At 45.6% G+C, this 18,590-nt stretch carries 19 protein-coding genes; 9 read left to right on the top strand and 10 right to left on the bottom strand.

Annotation, left to right across the window (positions count from 1 at the left end):
* Positions 1–80 precede the first annotated feature (80 nt).
* The 6 genes from CWO27_RS04085 to CWO27_RS04060 all read left to right on the top strand — a co-directional run bounded on the left by CWO27_RS04085 (position 81) and on the right by CWO27_RS04060 (position 3,839).
* Entirely contained in the window at positions 81–1,361 is a 1,281-nt protein-coding gene (locus tag CWO27_RS04085; RefSeq protein ID WP_107898595.1) for an SAM-dependent methyltransferase, read from the top strand.
* A complete protein-coding gene (locus tag CWO27_RS04080; RefSeq protein WP_060980873.1) occupies positions 1,339–1,860 on the top strand; it encodes a DUF2878 domain-containing protein in 522 nt (173 codons plus the stop codon). Before CWO27_RS04085 ends, CWO27_RS04080 begins: the two co-directional genes overlap by 23 nt.
* A 3-nt stretch (positions 1,861–1,863) precedes the next feature.
* Complete coding sequence (locus CWO27_RS04075; RefSeq protein ID WP_107898594.1) at positions 1,864–2,439, top strand: chalcone isomerase family protein; 576 nt, start codon at positions 1,864–1,866, stop codon at positions 2,437–2,439.
* Positions 2,436–2,978, top strand: a complete 543-nt coding sequence (locus CWO27_RS04070) for a DUF3833 domain-containing protein (RefSeq protein ID WP_107898593.1) — start codon at positions 2,436–2,438, stop codon at positions 2,976–2,978. Before CWO27_RS04075 ends, CWO27_RS04070 begins: the two co-directional genes overlap by 4 nt.
* A 226-nt stretch (positions 2,979–3,204) precedes the next feature.
* Complete coding sequence (locus CWO27_RS04065) at positions 3,205–3,468, top strand: hypothetical protein (protein ID WP_017061275.1); 264 nt, start codon at positions 3,205–3,207, stop codon at positions 3,466–3,468.
* 131 nt (positions 3,469–3,599) lie between these two features.
* Positions 3,600–3,839 carry an RNA recognition motif domain-containing protein gene (locus CWO27_RS04060; protein ID WP_017057644.1) on the top strand — a complete coding sequence of 80 codons (240 nt, stop codon included), beginning with the start codon at positions 3,600–3,602 and terminating at the stop codon, positions 3,837–3,839.
* A 135-nt stretch (positions 3,840–3,974) separates the two neighbouring features.
* Here CWO27_RS04060 and CWO27_RS04055 read toward each other — a convergent pair whose 3' ends face one another.
* From CWO27_RS04055 to CWO27_RS04040, 4 genes are all read right to left on the bottom strand, one after another.
* Positions 3,975–4,319: a ribosome recycling factor family protein gene (locus CWO27_RS04055; protein ID WP_061015868.1), complete on the bottom strand. Its 345-nt coding sequence runs from the start codon at positions 4,317–4,319 to the stop codon at positions 3,975–3,977.
* Between the two features lie 96 nt (positions 4,320–4,415).
* Positions 4,416–4,901 carry an OsmC family protein gene (locus tag CWO27_RS04050; protein ID WP_107898592.1) on the bottom strand — a complete coding sequence of 162 codons (486 nt, stop codon included), beginning with the start codon at positions 4,899–4,901 and terminating at the stop codon, positions 4,416–4,418.
* A 29-nt stretch (positions 4,902–4,930) separates the two neighbouring features.
* Entirely contained in the window at positions 4,931–5,323 is a 393-nt protein-coding gene (locus CWO27_RS04045; protein ID WP_017070209.1) for a GFA family protein, read from the bottom strand.
* Positions 5,324–5,431: 108 nt separating this feature from the next.
* Positions 5,432–6,367: a LysR family transcriptional regulator gene (locus CWO27_RS04040; RefSeq protein ID WP_107898591.1), complete on the bottom strand. Its 936-nt coding sequence runs from the start codon at positions 6,365–6,367 to the stop codon at positions 5,432–5,434.
* A gap of 116 nt (positions 6,368–6,483) precedes the next feature.
* On the opposite strand from CWO27_RS04040, the gene CWO27_RS04035 reads away from it, so the two are divergent.
* The 3 genes from CWO27_RS04035 to CWO27_RS04025 all read left to right on the top strand — a co-directional run bounded on the left by CWO27_RS04035 (position 6,484) and on the right by CWO27_RS04025 (position 9,616).
* Positions 6,484–7,167, top strand: a complete 684-nt coding sequence (locus CWO27_RS04035; RefSeq protein WP_102432132.1) for an SDR family oxidoreductase — start codon at positions 6,484–6,486, stop codon at positions 7,165–7,167.
* Between the two features lie 99 nt (positions 7,168–7,266).
* Complete coding sequence (locus tag CWO27_RS04030) at positions 7,267–8,475, top strand: MFS transporter (protein WP_102432133.1); 1,209 nt, start codon at positions 7,267–7,269, stop codon at positions 8,473–8,475.
* A 52-nt stretch (positions 8,476–8,527) separates the two neighbouring features.
* Positions 8,528–9,616 carry an alkene reductase gene (locus tag CWO27_RS04025; RefSeq protein ID WP_107898590.1) on the top strand — a complete coding sequence of 363 codons (1,089 nt, stop codon included), beginning with the start codon at positions 8,528–8,530 and terminating at the stop codon, positions 9,614–9,616.
* 286 nt (positions 9,617–9,902) lie between these two features.
* On the opposite strand, the gene rlmJ is transcribed toward CWO27_RS04025, so the two are convergent.
* The 6 genes from rlmJ to CWO27_RS03995 all read right to left on the bottom strand — a co-directional run bounded on the left by rlmJ (position 9,903) and on the right by CWO27_RS03995 (position 18,551).
* The gene (gene rlmJ, locus CWO27_RS04020) at positions 9,903–10,769 is read right to left on the bottom strand and encodes a 23S rRNA (adenine(2030)-N(6))-methyltransferase RlmJ (RefSeq protein ID WP_048660574.1); all 867 of its coding nucleotides are present in this window, start codon (positions 10,767–10,769) and stop codon (positions 9,903–9,905) included.
* Between the two features lie 200 nt (positions 10,770–10,969).
* Complete coding sequence (gene secF, locus CWO27_RS04015) at positions 10,970–11,911, bottom strand: protein translocase subunit SecF (RefSeq protein WP_102432135.1); 942 nt, start codon at positions 11,909–11,911, stop codon at positions 10,970–10,972.
* Between the two features lie 2 nt (positions 11,912–11,913).
* Positions 11,914–13,713: a protein translocase subunit SecD gene (gene secD / locus CWO27_RS04010; RefSeq protein WP_102432136.1), complete on the bottom strand. Its 1,800-nt coding sequence runs from the start codon at positions 13,711–13,713 to the stop codon at positions 11,914–11,916.
* A 275-nt stretch (positions 13,714–13,988) separates the two neighbouring features.
* Positions 13,989–14,453, bottom strand: coding sequence for a hypothetical protein (locus CWO27_RS04005; RefSeq protein WP_048610107.1), 465 nt, complete (start codon positions 14,451–14,453; stop codon positions 13,989–13,991).
* A gap of 286 nt (positions 14,454–14,739) precedes the next feature.
* A complete protein-coding gene (locus CWO27_RS04000) occupies positions 14,740–17,514 on the bottom strand; it encodes an insulinase family protein (RefSeq protein ID WP_102432137.1) in 2,775 nt (924 codons plus the stop codon).
* Positions 17,515–17,729: 215 nt separating this feature from the next.
* The gene (locus CWO27_RS03995) at positions 17,730–18,551 is read right to left on the bottom strand and encodes a LytR/AlgR family response regulator transcription factor (RefSeq protein WP_102432138.1); all 822 of its coding nucleotides are present in this window, start codon (positions 18,549–18,551) and stop codon (positions 17,730–17,732) included.
* Between the last annotated feature and the right edge of the window lie 39 nt (positions 18,552–18,590).

Here is an 18,590-nt window from a genome sequence, read left to right as displayed (position 1 = left end):
GCTTGGGTTCGCTCCAACCAAGGAGCAAAACTCAGCTTAGTTGGCACAAAATATTAGAATGAGTTATCAGCGAGGTTTACATGGAACAGCTTGCCAAACAAAACAACAATATTGAACAACAGGCTAAAGCCGTTGCTGTTTCAAGCAACTGTAAATATCGAGCTTTAATTTTCAAGGTATTAGAAAGCCTACAATTCGCGACGCTTGAGATCATTGAGCGCGACCAGCATTCAGTATTTGGTGATCGAGAAGCCGAACTGAAAGGTCGAATCGTGATTCATGATGCGACCTTTTTTAGAGATGTCGTTATCAACGGCAGCATTGGGGCATCTGAAGCCTATATCGATGGCAAATGGACCAGTCCAAATCTGACGCGTGTGATTCAAATCATGGCTCGTAACCAAGCCCAATTGGATGAACTTGATGACAAGACACAGTGGATTTCTCGCATCAAAAACCTCTTGCTGCGTCGTAAGAATGCCAACACCGAACAAGGCTCCAAGCGCAACATTCTCGCCCACTACGATATTGGCAACGAGCTGTATGAGCGCTTCTTAGATAGCTCGATGCAGTACTCTTCCGCTATCTACAGCGAAGATGCACAAACCCTATCCAAAGCTCAACAGAACAAAATGAAAACCATTTGTGAGCGATTAGAGTTGTCTGAGAAGGATAGCGTGGTTGAGATAGGCACAGGTTGGGGCGGCTTAGCCATCTTTATGGCGCAGCACTACGGTTGTCATGTCACCACAACCACAATATCAGATGCCCAACACGCACTTGCAGAACAGAGAGTCAAAGCACTTGGTTTAACCGACAAAATCACCCTGCTTAAAGAGGATTATCGCAACCTTACAGGAGAGTATGACAAGTTGGTCTCTATCGAGATGATAGAAGCGGTCGGCCATGAATATCTACAAACCTTCTTTGAAAAATGTTCGTCGCTACTTAAGCCCTCAGGCAAGATGCTGATTCAAGCAATTACGATTGCTGACAGCCGTTACGATAAATACCGTAAGGGCGTCGACTTTATTCAGAAGTACATATTCCCCGGCGGTTGTTTACCTTCGGTTTCAGTGATGACCCAACACCTTGCGACTAGTACAGATCTTGTGGTTCAAGAAATTGATGATATTGGCTTGCACTACGCTCGAACGCTTAACGACTGGAACATCGCCTTTGAAAATAGCTGGGAAGAACTTGAGTCTCTCGGCTATTCAGAAGAGTTTAAGCGCTTGTGGATCTTCTACTTCTGTTACTGTGAAGGTGCATTCAAAGAGCGAGTGATCAGCACTCACCATTTAGTCGCAAGAAAGCCTCGTTACTTTGGAGTAAAAGATGAAACGGTTTTGGATTATTAATCTCGTACTGTTTCAAGCGACCTGGGTTTGCAGTGCCTTCTTTACCGCGCAAGCCCCGTTCGTCACACCACTGATTGTAGTGGTTCACTTCCTCCTATCACCGACTCGCAGTAGCGATCTGAAGATACTCATCTTATTACCATTAGGGCTATTACTTGATAGCCTCTTCTTTCACTTCGGCGTGTTTGCCGTCGACTCTGAAATTGCTAATCAATCGTGGTTTCCAGTGTGGCTTGTTTGCCTATGGATCATGTTCTTAATCAGTTTTAACCACAGCCTAAATTGGCTTTTAAAATGCTCAAAAGTGATCTTGTTTGTCATAGGGTTCGTAGCAGGTACTAGTAGTTATTGGGGAGGCATCAAAGCAGGCGCCCTCCTGACTACTTGGCCAGATGCATCGGTAGTTGCTGCCCTTGCAATAAGTTGGGGGATTTTGTTGCCCTTACTGGTGGCCGCCTACTCCAACTTAGTACAACCTAAAATGGCAATATCGAGGTGACTTATGGCTTATCCACGCAATCCGACACAAACGTTCAAACCTGAGAGCGATATTGTTCGCGCTCATCAGCAAGCAAAAAACACACTTCTAAGCTTTATCACTCTCTCGTTAATTTTTGCTGCGCTGTTATTTTCCGCAAACACTAAAGCCTCTGCGGTCGATGACTTAAATAAACGTGGCCAAGGCGAAATGAGTTACCTATTTTGGACACTCTACTCTGCTGAATTTTATGCCACACCAACCAACTCAGAACGCGCACTGAAACTCGAGTATTACCGCGCTATCGACAGCAAAGACTTAGTCGATGCAACCGAAGATCAATGGAACAAGCTTGGTTACTCAAATAACAGTATTCAACGTTGGTTGAAGCCGTTATACGCGATGTGGCCGAACGTAGAAGCAGGAAGCACTCTCACCATACGTGTCGCTGAAGATAATGTCAGCCGCTTCTACTTTGATGAGCAACCTATCGGAGTAATCCAAGACAAACAATTTGGCGAAGCATTTCTGGCGATTTGGTTATCTGAGAACACATCCGAACCCGGCCTACGCAAACAACTTTTAGGTTTAAACAAATGAATCCAAAAACAACAATAATAAAATTCGCTCTGGCACTTTTTTCACTCACTTGGCTGGCAGGTTGTGGTTCTGCAAGTTTAGAGGACCATGTCGACACTACGCCAGAGCTCAAGCTTGAAACCTTTTTCAATGGTGAGCTAATGGCTTACGGCATGGTTCTCGACCGTTCTGGTAACCTACTGCGCCGCTTCGATGCCAAACTGATCGCGACTTGGGACGGTGACAACGGAGAGATAAAAGAGTGGTTCTCTTTTGCTGATGGCGAGCGATCAACCCGCGTTTGGAACCTGATGAAAACTGGCGAAAACACCTACTCTGGGACTGCCAACGATGTCGTTGGAACCGCTTATGGGGAGACTCAAGGTTCTGCTCTATATTGGAAATACGACTTAGAGATTGAAGTAGACGGCAGCACCTATGAAGTGGTGCTAGATGACTGGATGTTCTTGATGGACGACAAACGCTTGTTCAACAAAACTGAGATGTCCAAGTTCGGCTTTAAAGTCGGAGAGGTCATCTTATACATAGAGAAGATTTGATATAATTGTCATTTCGGATTCTGGCCTTCGCCACTTCTGCACGCAGCCCACAATGAAAATTGTGGGCTGTTTTGTTTGTTCCCGCGAATTGCATACCTGCAAGCTCAAGCCTCTGTGCTAAGATGCGCCACCAGCACGCAAATGGGCTAGACTCACACTAAGCAGTCCCCATTTGTTTCGCTAAGCGTAGATTCCCTACCATGAATAATTGAAAAGGCTTTAAAGCATGAGCAAGTTGACCTCAGCGGAGCGTAAAGCTCGCGACAATGAACGTTTCTCACAACGCGTAAACGACCGCAGAGAAAAAGGTGAAGACGTAGTTGCTTACGCACTGACCAACAAAAAAGCTGTAAAATTCCTGACTAAGTCCGAGAAAAAACGTTTCAACGAAACGAGAGCGACTCTTCAAGAAGAGAAGCGAGTAAAAGAACAAGAAGAGCTTAACCGAATCGAAGACGCGTTCACGATCAAACAGTTCGACGACGAATAATCACGTTTGATTACTCAAAAGCGCTGGCTCTGCGTAGTAAAACCAAGCAAGCGTGATCTTAAATTATTATGTCAGGGTGAGCACAAAAATGTGCGACAATGCCCAGCGTAAATTCATATTCAAGGTTTATTATGAAACTTCTAGTTCGTAACCTATCGCGCTCTACTTCTGAGCAAGACATCCGTGTGCTATTTTCTGAGTTCGGTTCAGTAAAAGAGTGCAGCCTAGTTTTAGACCAAGAAACTGGCGACTCAAAAGGCTTTGCTTTTGTTGAAATGCCAGAGCACGAAGAAGCGAAAGCGGCACTAAACAAGCTGAACATGACTAAGCTTGGCAAAAACACGATTCGTGTAAAAGTGGCTAACTCTTAATCGAGTCACGCTTTATAAGCCGCATAGCTTAGCAGCACAGATGATAAAGCCCGTAACGATATTACGTTTTCCAGCGCAATATCGTTACGGGCTTTTTGCTGCTTGCAATTCTCTTTTCACACTATTCGAATACGCCTAGAGTCCTTCGTGTTCATCAATGGCACGTCTTGCTTCTGCCATTGAACATCCAGACTCCATCACCAGCTGAGCGACCGTCATCGAGGGTGTTGCCGCTAGCAGCGAAGCCAAACACACCACAGGTTTAGGCAATACTTTGTCTATCGCAATGACGATCCAACCATCCTTTTCGTGGGTTAACATCGTTTTAAATTCAACGAGTTGATCTTCTTGAGCGACCAGCAACCAATTACGTGAACGGCGAACTCGTTTTAACTGACATCCACATTCAGCTGCATTAGCCATGACTTGGCCTTTATCACTCACACGATGAACAAAACTATTTAAAGGGACGCTAAACATAACCTATATAAGAAACTCGACACTTGGGCTCAGTATTATACCAACCGCAGCAAATAATTGTTCACCCTAGCTTATACAACAAAGCGTAACGAAAGATTACCCTATGATTTCTGGCACGATCTTAGTTCTTATCACAATTTCTGTCTTGACCGAGTTCGCGATAAAACAGTTTTTGTGCGCAAAATGATGCAGTTTGTCGAGTTGTTTGACGGTTGGCACCTTAGTGCCTGAGAACACAATGTCAGGTCGCAGAGTCACCTTAGTTACCGATGAGCGGCCTGATTCATCTTCCTCAAGTACACCTATCGCATCATCAACGTAAGACTCAATTACGTACTTTTGTTTAGCAGCAATGCCCAAAAAAGTCAGCATATGGCAGCTAGACAGTGCTGCAATAAACGCTTCTTCTGGATCAACATTCTCTTCAACAGAGAGTGGCAGTGGCACAACATGAGGCGATGACGACGCAGGTACAATAACGCCACCATCAAACTCCCATGTATGCCCCCGGCTATATTGATTGTCGCTAAAGGCTTCATTTTCTGCTTTTTGCCAACGAATGACTGATCCATATTCAGACATAATCCTTTCCCTTTTTAATGCTCAATAAATTAACGATCAGCTGGGTGATTGACACCGTCGTTGGTCACCACATCTCCAATATCAAAAGGGTTCACCCCTTCCAAACAACCGATATTAAAACCATATTCATTCGGGCTAGAACGGCGCTGATGATGGGTATAGATACCGCAGTTTGAGCAGAAGTAATGTTTAGCGGTATTAGTATTGAATTGATAAAGCTTAAGATGTTCTGCACCTTTAAGAATCTTGATGCCATCCAGCGCGACAGAACCAACGATCGCGCCTCTACGACGACAGATAGAACAATCACATCGACGCGGCTTTTCGATTCCATTAGGCAAGCTGAGTTCTAATTCAACCGCGCCGCAGTGGCAGGTGGCTTTGTGAAAAGGTTGGATAACCGTGTTACCGACGACTTTCATTTCTCTCTCCAATCACGTCCTTATGTTGCAGATATCATAACCAGATCGATGATCTCTGTCCGTAAGCGGGCGCTGAGTTCGAGAGATCCGTCATACGTGGGTAAGCGTCTACTCTTTGTCTGATCTCTCGACCAAACCACTAAAGTTCTCAAGAAGATAATCTAAGAAGAGTCGGATACGTTTCGGCTGATATTTCTTGCTGATGTACACCACATTCAAGTCTGCGCTTGATACAGAGGTCGAGGTGTTGAAGTTCTTCATGTAGCCATTGAGCAGAGTCACAAGGCGTTGGTTATTTATGTCGTCTTGCACATCCAACACCGATTTAAGTGCAATACCCTCGCCTTTTAATGCCCAGTAGCGAATCACTTCGCCATCGTCTGAAAATCGCTTAGGAACCACCGTCACCGACTTCTTCATATCCTGATCTTGAAAGTGCCATGTTTTAAGTTCTTCATTACTGCGCAGCATCGCCAAACAGTCGTGCTCAACCAAGTCTTGTGGCGTCAACGGCGTGCCGTGTTTGGCGAGATATTCTGGGGACGCACATAGCACTCGTCGGCTTGGTGATAAGCGTCTAGAGATCAAACTACTATCAACCAATTCACCGTAGCGGATCACGATGTCCATGCCTGATTCGGCGATATTCGATAGGTTATCGTTCAAATACAGGTAGGGAATAACGTCTGGATACTGCTGACAAAATTCCGACAAAATAGGAAGGATGTACTGCTTTCCGATGTCTTTAGGTGCCGCAATCTTTAGTGGGCCTTTAACTTCTTTGACGCCATTTTGAATCAGGTTTTCAGCCTCGCTGACATTATCCAATATCTCCAGACACGCCTTGTGATACAGCTCCCCAGAGTCAGTTAAAGACACATGTCTTGTGCTTCGGTTCAGCAGTTTCACACCATATCGCTCTTCCAACGCCTGAAGCCTTGCTGTCATGGTCGCAGGAGAAAGCCCTAACTCTCGCCCCGCCGCAGCTAACCCGCGATGCTTAACAATGCTCACGAACATCGCCATATCTGAAAACTTGTCCATTCACCTCTCCTGCTATTCAGTTAATCCGAATAATGATTTCATATTTTAACCAATTATCAAATTTAGTCGAACAAATATAATGACAACCATCAGCAGAACACGCAGGAATTCAGAACATGAACAACGAACTTACAAACCAAGAAAAGCACACATTCGTCATCATTGGTGGAACATCAGGTATCGGCAAAGCATTAGCAATGCAATTGAGAAACGAAGACAACACAGTACACATTGCCAGCCGACACACCGGCGTTGATATCAGCAATGAGAAATCGGTTTGTGAATACTTCGAATCGATTGGTGCCTTTGATCACTTGATGATAACCGCGGGGTCATACGCTCCCGCAGGAAAAGTGACAGACGTTGCTATCGCAGACGCAAAAGCAGCATTTGATACCAAGTTTTGGGGAAGCTTAAACGTAGCCAAGCACGCCGCACGTTACATGACTCCAAACGGCTCAATCACACTAACCACGGGCATGCTGTCACGCAAAGTGGTTGCTGGTACTTACGTAAAAACCGCGATTAATGCCGCGCTAGAGAGCGTAACTAAGGTGCTTGCCAAAGAACTATCACCGATTCGAGTCAACGCAGTCAGCCCCGGCCTTACCATGACCGAGGCTTACAAAAACATGGACGATTCAGCTCGCTCAACCATGTACGACAACGCGAAAAACAACCTACCAGCAGGCAAAGTCGGAGAGGCTAAAGATATCGCAATGGGCTATCTATTCGCGATCAACAACCCATACGTAACGGGGTCAGTCATCGACATCGATGGCGGTGCTCTACTCGGCTAACACTTCGCAAAGAAGCAAAGAAGCAAAGAAGCAAAGAACAATCGTTAGGGCGTGTATGTAAACGTCCTAACAAACAAGAATTAACACAGGTACTTCACTATGAAATCAGAAGCGATCCATAAAGAAAAGATCCCATTCCAAGTTTGGATACTGACACTCGCAGCTTTTGCCATCGGCACCGCTGAGTTTGTTATTGCAGGCATCCTTCCACAAATTGCCACATCCCTTTCGATCACCGAAGGTCAAGCCGGATACCTAATCAGTGCTTACGCATTGGCTATCGTTATTGGTGGCCCGATCTTAACCATCTACCTCGCACGTTTTAACAAGAAGATGGTACTGATTGGCTTAATGGCTTTGTTCATCATCGGCAATATCTTGTCAGCCTTAGCTCCTAGCTACCCACTTCTACTTGCAAGCCGCGTTATTGCAGGCTTAGTGCAAGGTCCTTTCTATGGCATAGGTGCAGTTGTCGCGACCAATTTAGTGTCTGAGAAAATGGCTGGTCGTGCTGTTGGTCAGATGTTCGCTGGCTTAACGCTCGCTAACGTTCTTGGGGTTCCCGCAGGTACTTGGGTAAGCTTGCAATTCGGTTGGCACACCACTTTCTTTACCGTGGCTGCACTTGGCACCATCGCCATGATTTCAATCTTAACGTCAATAAAATCTTCAGGTCACAGCGAAGCGAAAGACATCAAAACTCAGCTGTTGGCATTCAAAAATCCAATGCTTCTCATCAGCTTGGCGATCACCGCTTTTGCTTGGTCTGGCTTCATGACGCTTTACGGCTACCTTGCGCCTATCGCCATGCACATCACAGGTTACGGTCAAGAATCAGTCACTTGGATCTTAGTGATTGTTGGTGTCGGCTTAATCATAGGTAACACCTTGGGCGGACGCTCTTCTGACAAAGATTTAGGCAAAGCATCGATGTTTTGGGCTATCGCGATGATCGTTTCATTAGTAGTGGTTGGCCTTGTTGTCGACAACAAAATCCTATTCGTTGCAGCTTCATTTGTCTTTGGTATTGCATCATTTGCCAACGTTCCTGCTATGCAGCTTCGAGTAATGAACCACGGTGGCGAAGGGCAAGAGCTAGCAGCAACCGCGAATATCTCAGCCTTTAACTTGGCTAATGCCTTCGGTGGCTTCCTAGGCGGCATGGTACTCGACAGCCAACTAGGCGCAGGAATGATTCCATTCGCAGCCGTTGTTGTCCCTGTGATTGGTTTGTTGCTTATTGCAAAAGCCAACCGAGCTGAAAAGCCACAAAACGACTCTATCTTCAGCCCTGCGGAATCGAAATAGTGACCACCGCACGCTAAATCAATCAACACATGACCGACACAAGGTAAATACCATGAACAAGTTATTCGAAACATCAGAACTGAAAGGCCTAGAGCTGCAAAACCGTGTGGTTATGGCACCCATGACACGCGCTCGCACTAGCCAACCTGGAAACGTGCCAAACGACATGATGGCGACTTATTACCAACAACGAGCAAGTGCAGGGCTTATCATCACTGAAGCCACACAAATTTCAGATGACTCTCAAGGTTACTCATTCACACCCGGCGTCTATACCGATGCGCAAATCGAAGGTTGGAAATCAGTAACAACAGCAGCAAAAGAGCAAGGTGCCGCGATATTCTGCCAACTATGGCACGTAGGCCGAGTATCACACCCTACCTTTCAAAAAGGCGAGTTGCCGATTGCACCTTCAGCACTGGCACCTATAGAAACGCAGGTTTGGATCTCTGATGAGAATGGTAACGGCAACATGGTGGATTGCATCCAACCAAGAGAGATGACCAAAGCCGATATTGATCGTGTGGTTCAAGATTTTGCGGAATCAGCAAAAAAAGCGGTCGAGGCAGGGTTCAACGGAGTGGAAATCCACGGTGGCAATGGTTACCTGATTGACCAGTTCCTAAGAACCAACTCAAACAAGCGCACCGACAACTATGGCGGCAGCCGCGAGAACCGACTTCGCTTTTTGATTGAAGTCGTGGATGCAGTCATTGAAGCGATTGGCGCGGACAAAGTGGGCGTACGTTTGGCTCCGTTCATCACCTTCAAAGACATGAACTGCCCAGACATCGTGCCAACGATTCTAGAAGCGTCAAAGGAACTGCAAGCTCGTAATATCGCTTATCTACACCTATCAGAAGCCGATTGGGATGACGCGCCTGTGATACCGGAAAGCTTCCGAATAGAGCTAAGAGAGTTATTTTCTAACACCATCATCGTCGCTGGCAGCTACACACCACAACGCGCTGAGGAAGTATTAAGCAAAGGCTACGCCGACCTCGTCGCATTTGGTCGCCCATTCGTAGCAAACCCAGACCTAGTTTCACGCCTACAAAACGGCAGCGAACTATCACAACTCGATGGCGCCACTCTGTTCGGCGGCAACGAAAAAGGCTATATCGATTATCCAGCTTTATAGTGAATCTTGAAGTGATAGTGATGCCTTGAGTTTTCCAACAGGCAAAAGAAAGGCTCGCATGACTAGTGCGAGCCTAATGCAGTTTAGGGGGTAAACCACAATCTAGTTTAATTATTTAACTTATGAGCCATTATGCACTTGTGCGCATTGATATTCTATTTTTAAATGATTCACTGCAATTAATCAATCGATAAAAGTTAGCGTTTGGTCAATTTAAACCACATAGATAACAGTGATTTAGTGAGTGACGTCTAGAAAATCATCATAAAACCCATAAAAATCAGATCTATAAGCTTCTCATTTGCCAATAGCCTTCACCATTAGTCGCGAGTTGGCTGTGTAAATAATCGAGCGTATCTGCGACCGTTCCCGCAATGCCTTGTGGTGGGTTGAACAACAGCAAACCACTGCCGATCAGGCGATCATCACCCTTGGGATCTCGAAGACGAAGCTCCGACTTAATCGGACTTGGTAGCAAGCCATCTTTCACCGCTGTCACGCAGTGGTTCAGAATCAGTGAACTCTTATCATCCGTGTAAAGCGGATACCAAATCAGGGCCGATACCTTATCAGACTGCTGATACGCCTTAACTAAGGCATCAATTACTTCAAGGTATTCAGAATCGGTTTCATAGGGCGGGTCGATAACAATTAAGTGATGATTATCGTGTTTAGCTACATCATCAGGCAGCGCTTTGAGCCCATCGCCAGCGGTAATGGTGAGCTTACTTGAGACATCGAGATCGCGTTGCAACTTCTCAATGTTAGTTTGTAATAGGTCAGCTTCGTCTTGCTGAATGTCTGAAAAATAGAAGCTATCTTGGCTGCGGCCTTGTTGATAGGTGATGGCCGCAGAACCCGGATAAAGAGAGATATGTTGATTCGGATTGTAGTATTCCAGAACCGACATAAATGAAGCAAATGCCGGAGGAAGATAAGCCTTGTTTCGCCACAAGTACCCGACCCCTTCAGCAAACTCACCGGCATGATTACTGGGTGCGGTGGTGAGGTCATAACACCCTGTACCAGAGTGGGTGTCGATAACATTGAGGCGTGAATGCTGCTGCATTAATGACTGAACCAGTGCACTCAAGACTGGATGCTTCAGTGCATCACCATGGTCGCCTACATGACATTGATGTCGATATTCCATTCCCTTGCCTCATTTCTACGAACGTCATCTAAACATACTTCATATCATGAGGGCTTGCCTGCTCAATCCATCGTTTTTTGAAATAGACTCTCTTTTCTGTAACTGTTTGACTCTTATAAAAAATAAAGCCCCTCGTTTTGTTATAAACGAAGGGCTTATTGACGTTACTGACTAAGTCGTACTGTTAACCAATAGATAACCTAAGGGTACTCGCCCTCAACTTCTACTGGCGCTTTCACTTTGTAGTGACAAGGCTGTAGGCCAAGTAGCTTAGGCAGTGTGATACCGACAGACACTGAAGACCACGTACCGCTGACAATACCTACGACTAAGGCAATCGCAAAACCTTGCAGCGCCGCACCACCAAGTAGCCAAAGCGCTGATACGGTGATTAGCGTTGTACCTGAAGTCACCATGGTGCGTGAGAAGGTCGCTTTAACCGATTCGTTAAGTAGGTTATCAGTGTCACCGTTTGGATTACCACGCAGCATTTCACGAACACGGTCGGCAATGATGATCGAGTCATTCAATGAGTAACCCAAAATCGCCAACACGGCAGCCAATACAGTCAGGTTGAACTCAAACTGAGTAAAAGCGAACAGGCCCAAGATAAGCGTCACGTCATAGATGATCGCGGCAAGCGCACCCAGTGCCAAGCGCCATTCAAAACGTACACTTAGGTACAGCATGATCATTAGGAAGCACACCAATACCGCCAAGCCGCCTTGGTCAACCATGTCTTGACCGACTTGAGGCCCAACCACGCTGCTGTTAAGCACTTGTACTTGGTCGCTCACCGATGACAAAGCATCCACTAAGTTAGGCTGTGGTGCATCCGTCAATTGGCTGTAACGCAGGGTCCAGCGATCTTGTTCTGCCATGCCAACAACTTGCACGTCTTGTTGGAAAGCCGCATCAAGTTTTGTTTTTAAACCATCTTTGGTTACTTGGTCAGAAAGCTGAACTTCGGCAACCACACCGCCAGTAAAGTCTAAGCCCCAGTTAAAACCTTTTACTGCCACCAGCATCACAGAGCTCATGAACAGCACGATAGAAATCACAGACATCACCTTACGAAGGCGAGTCATATTGCTGTCTGAAATATAGCGTTCTGAATTAGTCACTTTTGTTGAAGTTCTCATGCTTAAATCCTTACATCGTGGCGTTGGTCACGCCCCCAAGCCAAATTGATGATCGCGCGTGACGCAAAAATACCTGTAAACATACTGGTTAGAAGACCCAAACCTAGGGTCAATGCGAACCCTTGAATCGGTCCATTACCAATGGTGTACAGAGCCACGGCAACAATCATGGTAGTGACGTTGGCATCGAAAATTGAAGAGAACGCGCTATCAAAGCCACGGTCGATGGCACTCGCAAAGCTGCGCCCTTCTTTCATTTTGTCTCGAATACGCTCGAAGATAAGCACGTTAGTGTCTACCGCCATACCGACGGTCAGTACCAAGCCCGCAATACCCGGCAGAGTTAATACCGCACCCGGGAGCATCGCAATCAAACCGAATAGTGTGGTCATGTTGACGACCAATGCAGCGTTCGCAACCCAACCAAGGCGACGATACCATAGCGCCATAAACGTTAGAGTAAGACCAAGGCCAAGCGCCAAAGCAGCAAAGCCGTTAGTTACGTTTTCTGCACCCAGAGACGGGCCAATAGTACGCTCTTCAATGATGGTAACAGGCGCTGTTAATGAACCTGCGCGTAGCAGTAGAGCAAGCTCTTGTGCTTCTGCCATGCTGCCTGCACCTGTGATTCTGAAGCGGCTACCCAGTTGAGATTGGATGTTCGCCACACTGATCACTTCACTGGTTTTTTCGCTGTTACCCGCTCTGTCACGGCTGTATTCGCTGTAAACGGTCGCCATTGGCTTACCGATGTTATGGCGAGAAAACTCAGACATTTTCTTACCACCAGAAGAATCCAACGTGATGTTTACTTCTGCACTGCCCATCTCACCAATGCCACTGCGCGCATCGATAATATGTTCGCCGCTTAATACCGCTTTGCGAGCAACCACTACACGATTACCATCTGAATCTTTCAGAGTTTGAGTATTGCGCGTTGCGTTGTCGTACACAGAGTAGAACGCAAGCGAAGCCGTAGCACCAATCACGTCTTTCGCGGCTGCAGGGTCTTGGACACCCGGAAGTTCGATACGGATACGGCTTTCACCTTGGCGTTGAATCGATGCCTCAGTGATGCCGAGCTCTTCAATACGGCTGCGCATGATTTGCAGGTTTTGCTGAACCGTTAGGTTACGTAGCGTTCTTTGCTCTTCTTCAGACTGAGTTAACGTTAGCGATTTATCTGAACGGTCACGCTGCCATTGTGGGAACTCTTCACGAATCAGTTTTTGTGCTTTCTCGAAATCTGCATCAGTACGGAAGTTAAATTCAACTTGGTTGTTCACCACTTTACCGCGTGCATAACGTACTTGGCTGGTGATCTCATCGACCACAGATTGCGCTTGTGCGTGGTAAACCGGTTCCATGTCCACTTCTAGCAGGAACTGCACACCACCACGTAAATCAAGGCCTAGCTGAATCGGCGCGAAGCCCATGTCAGTCAACCATTTTGGTGCTGCTGGCTCCATCGCTAGCGCAACAGTCGCGTTATCCAATAGGCGCTCATTCAGCACCTCTTTGGCTTTCGCCTGTTGTTCTGCATCTTCCAAGATCACGACCAAACGGTTGTCTTTTTGAAATGCAGATTTGGCTTGGATGCCTTCGCTTGCAAGGTATTGGGTAATTTGACTCGCGTCGATACTCTGTTCAGAACGATTGTTAATTTGTACCGATGCATTCTCGCCATACCAAGAAGGTAAAGCACTCAGAACCATGATGATGATAGTGGCGATAAGTACCACGTATTTCCACTTTGAGTAGTGGTTAATTTGTTTTCTTGGAATGCGTTTTTTCACAGTCAAGATCTCTTATTTCTACCAATCACCGTAAATACGTGCTCAAAAATAGCACCAGAAAAAAGCAGTGATCGTGCATTTTAACCAGCTAGGATGACCAGTTATTTACTACGATTGGTATGGCTAATATTTTGCGAACACGAGCGATGGCTAATCACAACCAGAACAAGCTGATTGAAAGATAGTGATGCTAAAACTGATGTCGCTATGTTTGTTTTGGTTAACTGGCGAGCTCAACGGGCACAAGTGACCATCGATACAACCAATTTAGGGTCAAACGATTAGCTAAGAAGTTCTCGGAAATGCGAGTATTGAATGTTGCCCTCTTTCCACCCAGCAAGCCGGGAGGACGGAGAACTCACAATGCTGGTCCAGTGCTGCTTGGAATCCAACAACGGTGTGTTGAAAAGCAGAGAAGCCAGTAATGAAGGGGGAGAGAAGTCGATCAGTAGATGATAAGCAGGTTCAAGATCGGCCACGCTTTCTTGCTCGTTACTGAGCATACGTCTGAAGTTTGCTGCTTGAAGGCTTGATTCAGTGTCGTGATAGTTAGAACTGTCACCAGAAGGCACAGTGCCAAACTGAGCCTTATCGCACTCTAAGTAGCTTGACGGATTATCCGTAGCGGCTTGTTTACAAAGATCGTTTTGTGAAGATTGCTCTTGAGCCGAGTATATTTGAAATGGCTTAGAAGGAAACGAATAGCCGTTAGAATTCACTAAGCCAAAGCTCAGTAAAAACAACATTAAGACTAATCGGGTACCCAGTTTAAGCAATCTAATATCCAAACAACATTCTCGTAGATCGTCAATCTACAATACAAATGAAACGCTGTCTTGATTTAAAATCATTTTTTTAGAAAATGATTCGATGCAACCGATTAAGCGTTCTCGAAATTTAGATTTACATAGATCTAAAACGGCTTAACAACAGGTGATGCATAGACGTTATGAATGGTGGAAAAACAAGAAAGCCAAGCGATACTCGCTTGGCTTTAAGTTGTCTCTTTCTGCTGGTTTCAAGCTTTAGGCTTTAGGCTTTAGGACGCATGATGTTCTTAACCTTACGGCTATTCTCGCCAAATAGGTGATGGAGCAGAGCATTCATGTCTTCAACCGATATTGATTTAACGACTCGGTCAACATCAGCCAAGGCTTCCAATCCATACCCATACAATAAATAACGAGACACAAACCACGCCTGATCGATAGAGCTTGCCTCTAGTGGCACGAAGTCAGCTTCAAACTGTTTCACTATCGAATGCAGTTCGTCTTCAGAAATACCTTGTAGGAGGTCTGAGATCACTCTATCAATCGCCATTTCAACAGTATCTACGTTCTCCGGCGCGATCATTGCGCCGATTACCCACTCATGAGTCGGTTCACCATCATTCGAAGCCGCATAAGCATAAGGTGAATAATCTAAACTCAACTCTTCACGAACATAAGAGTCTAAACGAGATGCGACTAAACGTTGCAATAAGTCTTCCATGAAGACATCTTTTGCAGTCCAGCCTCCACTTTCTATCGTCGTCGGCTCTGGAATCACTCGTAAGATATATTCCGCACTATTTACGTTGTTGATCGCGACATCAATACGTGGTTTCGCTGGTTGCTTGTACTCCACTTTGAAGTCTGGCACCGTCCCCGCTTGCAATGGAATTGAAGCTAAGTACTTACGAACTAGAGGTTTCAACTCACTTGGGTCGATATCACCAACGACCACCAACTGGTTGTGTCTTAGTTGACCAAATAATTGTTGATGAACAGCACGGACATCTTCAACAGAAACCGCTTTAACACGCTCTTTATTTACGAATAGATGGCGGCTTCCCGAGCGATAAATATTTTGATTGATCGCTTGTTCAAATTGACCAATAGGCGTACTTAGGAAGGACTCTTTATCTTGCACTAGCTCTTGCTTCACAGCTTCAAGCTGATCAGAATTCACTTTAGGAGACACCATGAAGGTATATAGCGCAGCAAACGCGTCACTCATCCCATCTTTTTCGATATTAAACTCAATGCCATGTCGCGTCGAAGAAATAAAAGAATCGACTAAAATCCCTTCACGATCAAAGTAGGCTTTCAGCTCAGATCCCGTAAAGTCACCAGCACCACTTCGAGCAATAACAGGTAATGTCACATTTGCAGCTGCGTATAAATCCGGATCCAACGCCGCTTTACCGCCAAGACTCACGTACATTATCCCAACATCGTCTTTCGCGTATGAATCACGTAGGTACCACATGTCGATACCATTGCTTAAAGTCCACTTTTGAATATTTGGATCGGCGTACATTTGCTCTACCAATACAACCTCGCCGGGTACGGCAGGCGAAGCAAATGCACTGGCTGTTGCCGTTACGAATGTCTGTGTACCCTGCTGACTATAAGAAGCTTTTAATCCATCTAGAGAAGCCAGAACCGCTGTGCGATCCTCATTGTCATCCATGCCGACAATCAAAAAGTAATCACTCGAAAGGACTTCTTTGATATTTTTATTAATCGCTTCAAGGCTTAAATTAGCAAGAAAGGCTTCCATGCTGGCCTGATAGTCTTTTTGAGATTGGACAATATCGCCAGACAGTGATGCGTTCACTTTATCGTTCACGTGATCCACACTGTCCCTTTTATCCCAGTCGTGCTCAATATCATCCAGTGAGTCTTGATAATAATGGAGCTCACTCGCAATTTCTCCTTCAGAAACACCGTAATCACGTAACGACGTTAAAGTAGAAACCAACGCTTTCTGAACCGCATCACGGCTGCCTGCTGGGAAGCCAACACTTGTCGATGAATAAAGCAGAGCATCCAACCTGATGTTATCTGACGTTATCCATTGCGTCGGTAGCGCTGCATCATTAAAGTCTGCCTCTAAACGCTGCTGAATAAGAATCTGAGTGGTTTCATCCAACCAACGCTGATGTTGTTGAGCGTGGGTTTCAACAGTGTTTAAACCTCGGTTAAACGTCAAAGAAATACTCGGAGCTTCTCTGCCAGCATATTCAATGTAGTCACCTTCATTGAACGAAGTCGTATTCTGCTTTTGTGGCTTTGACGTTTTACCGCGCTCCCAGCTCGAAAATTTCTCTTCAATCATTGGGATCACTGTTTTAAGGTCCACATCACCAGAAACCACTAGCTCAACGATTTGAGGTTGATACCAAGTTTGGTAAAAGTCGGTAAGCCCTTCCGACGTGGCAGCCATAACCGAAGCTTTAGTTCCTAGCGCATCTTGCGATTCATAAGGGCTGCCTTCGAATAGGTAATCAACATATTTCTCGGGGAACGACTTATCATCGAGGCGAGCCATACGAAACTCGCCAAGAACCACGCCTTTCTCTTTTTCAACTTCTGAACTTGATAGATCCAAACCGTCACCAATGTCACGCATCCACGTCAGGGCAGACTGCAATTGGACGTTATCTGGCAAATCTAACTGGTATACCGTCTCTTCATAAGAGGTGTAAGCATTAATATCAGCGCCAAAGCTAGCGCCTGCATCTTCAAATAAGCGAATCACATCATTTTCAGAGAAATTTTTACTGCCATTGAATGCCATGTGTTCCAAGAAGTGCGCATAGCCTTCTTGTTGAGAAGTCTCTTGAATTGAGCCCGCGTGCACGACTAAACGAACAGATACGGATTCTTCATGATCTGGATAAACATGGTAGGTAAGGCCATTTTCCAGCTGGCCTGATGTCCATGCCGGATCCGGCAGGATTAAGGTTTCGGTGATATTTGATGTTGAACTACAGCCAACTAAGGTGAGGCATACTGCCGCCGCTAAATAATATGTTTTCATAACAACCTCTTAATGTCATTCATCGACAATATACAGATTGAGTTAATGATTATTATTTAATATTTAACCCGATGAATACCTTTGTGATCTAGATCTTCATTTTATAAATCATCATACGCTTTGTAAGATCGGCTGTGTTCATTAAAAGTGACGTTTTAATAAGCGCCTAATGCATCCCTTTAAACTCGTTCTCTACATACCTTTAAGCTTGTTCGCTACATACCTTTAAATAGCGCTTGCGAGGCGCGGCTGATCGGTAACTTCTCTCCTGACACATAAGCCGACATCTGACCTGAGAGCCCTTTCTTCACCTTATCAATGGCCGACACTTTAACCACCACCGAGCGATGGATCTGCCAAAACTCATCAGGATTGAGTTGGGCGATCAGCTCTTTTAGTGATACGCGAAGAATAAACTCCTCTAGAGAGCCGCCTTGGCCTTTTTTGAATATCGAGACGTACTTGTCTTCTGCTTTGAAGTAAGCCACATCATCGACGGCGATTAGGTGAATGTCTTCTCCGACACTGGCTTTGAGCCACGTTAGATACGTTTGCTGCTGAGTTGGTTGGGATAATTGTTGAAGCTGAGCCATTAACGCCGTGATATCCGGTTGTTCTGGCGTAATACCTGATTGCGTTTGGTTGATCGACAGACGCGCTTGAACCTTTTGACATGTGGCCAGTAAGCGTTCTTCATTCATGGGTTTAAGCAGGTAATCCATCGCATTGTGCTCAAAAGCTCTGACTGCGTATTCGTCGTAAGCGGTAATGAAAACCACCAATGGCGGCGAATCTAGCTTGTTCAATTGTTTCGCGAGCGAGATACCATCCAGCTCTGGCATTCGAATATCAAGAAAGACCACATCAGGCTCGAGCTGCTGAATACTCAGCATCGCCTCTAGCCCATTTTGTGCCTTAGCGACGATCTCTAGCTCCGGCCAAACCTCAGCCAAACTCTTGTCGAGATGGTGCCTTAACAGAGCTTCATCGTCTGCGATTATCGCCGTGACACTTGGCTTTGATGCTGGGTTATTCATGATTATTCCTTTAAATTCACACTGTAAATCGTCTATATT

This window comes from Vibrio sp. 10N.286.51.C3, from assembly GCF_003050065.1.
Classification (GTDB): Bacteria; Pseudomonadota; Gammaproteobacteria; order Enterobacterales; family Vibrionaceae; genus Vibrio; species Vibrio crassostreae.
Note: the sequence above shows the minus strand (reverse complement) of the source record. Positions and strands in the feature narration are given on the sequence as shown.

Coding starts and splice junctions, on each gene's coding strand:
- CWO27_RS04040 (WP_107898591.1), bottom strand. CDS start 6,367: ATGGACAAGTTTTCAGATATGGCGATGTTCGTGAGCATTGTTAAGCAT.
- CWO27_RS04085 (WP_107898595.1), top strand. CDS start 81: ATGGAACAGCTTGCCAAACAAAACAACAATATTGAACAACAGGCTAAA.
- CWO27_RS04075 (WP_107898594.1), top strand. CDS start 1,864: ATGGCTTATCCACGCAATCCGACACAAACGTTCAAACCTGAGAGCGAT.
- CWO27_RS04050 (WP_107898592.1), bottom strand. CDS start 4,901: ATGTCTGAATATGGATCAGTCATTCGTTGGCAAAAAGCAGAAAATGAA.
- CWO27_RS04030 (WP_102432133.1), top strand. CDS start 7,267: ATGAAATCAGAAGCGATCCATAAAGAAAAGATCCCATTCCAAGTTTGG.
- CWO27_RS04060 (WP_017057644.1), top strand. CDS start 3,600: ATGAAACTTCTAGTTCGTAACCTATCGCGCTCTACTTCTGAGCAAGAC.
- CWO27_RS04035 (WP_102432132.1), top strand. CDS start 6,484: ATGAACAACGAACTTACAAACCAAGAAAAGCACACATTCGTCATCATT.
- rlmJ (WP_048660574.1), bottom strand. CDS start 10,769: ATGGAATATCGACATCAATGTCATGTAGGCGACCATGGTGATGCACTG.
- secF (WP_102432135.1), bottom strand. CDS start 11,911: ATGAGAACTTCAACAAAAGTGACTAATTCAGAACGCTATATTTCAGAC.
- CWO27_RS04025 (WP_107898590.1), top strand. CDS start 8,528: ATGAACAAGTTATTCGAAACATCAGAACTGAAAGGCCTAGAGCTGCAA.
- CWO27_RS04045 (WP_017070209.1), bottom strand. CDS start 5,323: ATGAAAGTCGTCGGTAACACGGTTATCCAACCTTTTCACAAAGCCACC.
- CWO27_RS04070 (WP_107898593.1), top strand. CDS start 2,436: ATGAATCCAAAAACAACAATAATAAAATTCGCTCTGGCACTTTTTTCA.
- CWO27_RS04065 (WP_017061275.1), top strand. CDS start 3,205: ATGAGCAAGTTGACCTCAGCGGAGCGTAAAGCTCGCGACAATGAACGT.
- CWO27_RS04005 (WP_048610107.1), bottom strand. CDS start 14,453: ATGTTGTTTTTACTGAGCTTTGGCTTAGTGAATTCTAACGGCTATTCG.
- CWO27_RS04055 (WP_061015868.1), bottom strand. CDS start 4,319: ATGTTTAGCGTCCCTTTAAATAGTTTTGTTCATCGTGTGAGTGATAAA.
- CWO27_RS03995 (WP_102432138.1), bottom strand. CDS start 18,551: ATGAATAACCCAGCATCAAAGCCAAGTGTCACGGCGATAATCGCAGAC.
- CWO27_RS04080 (WP_060980873.1), top strand. CDS start 1,339: ATGAAACGGTTTTGGATTATTAATCTCGTACTGTTTCAAGCGACCTGG.
- CWO27_RS04000 (WP_102432137.1), bottom strand. CDS start 17,514: ATGAAAACATATTATTTAGCGGCGGCAGTATGCCTCACCTTAGTTGGC.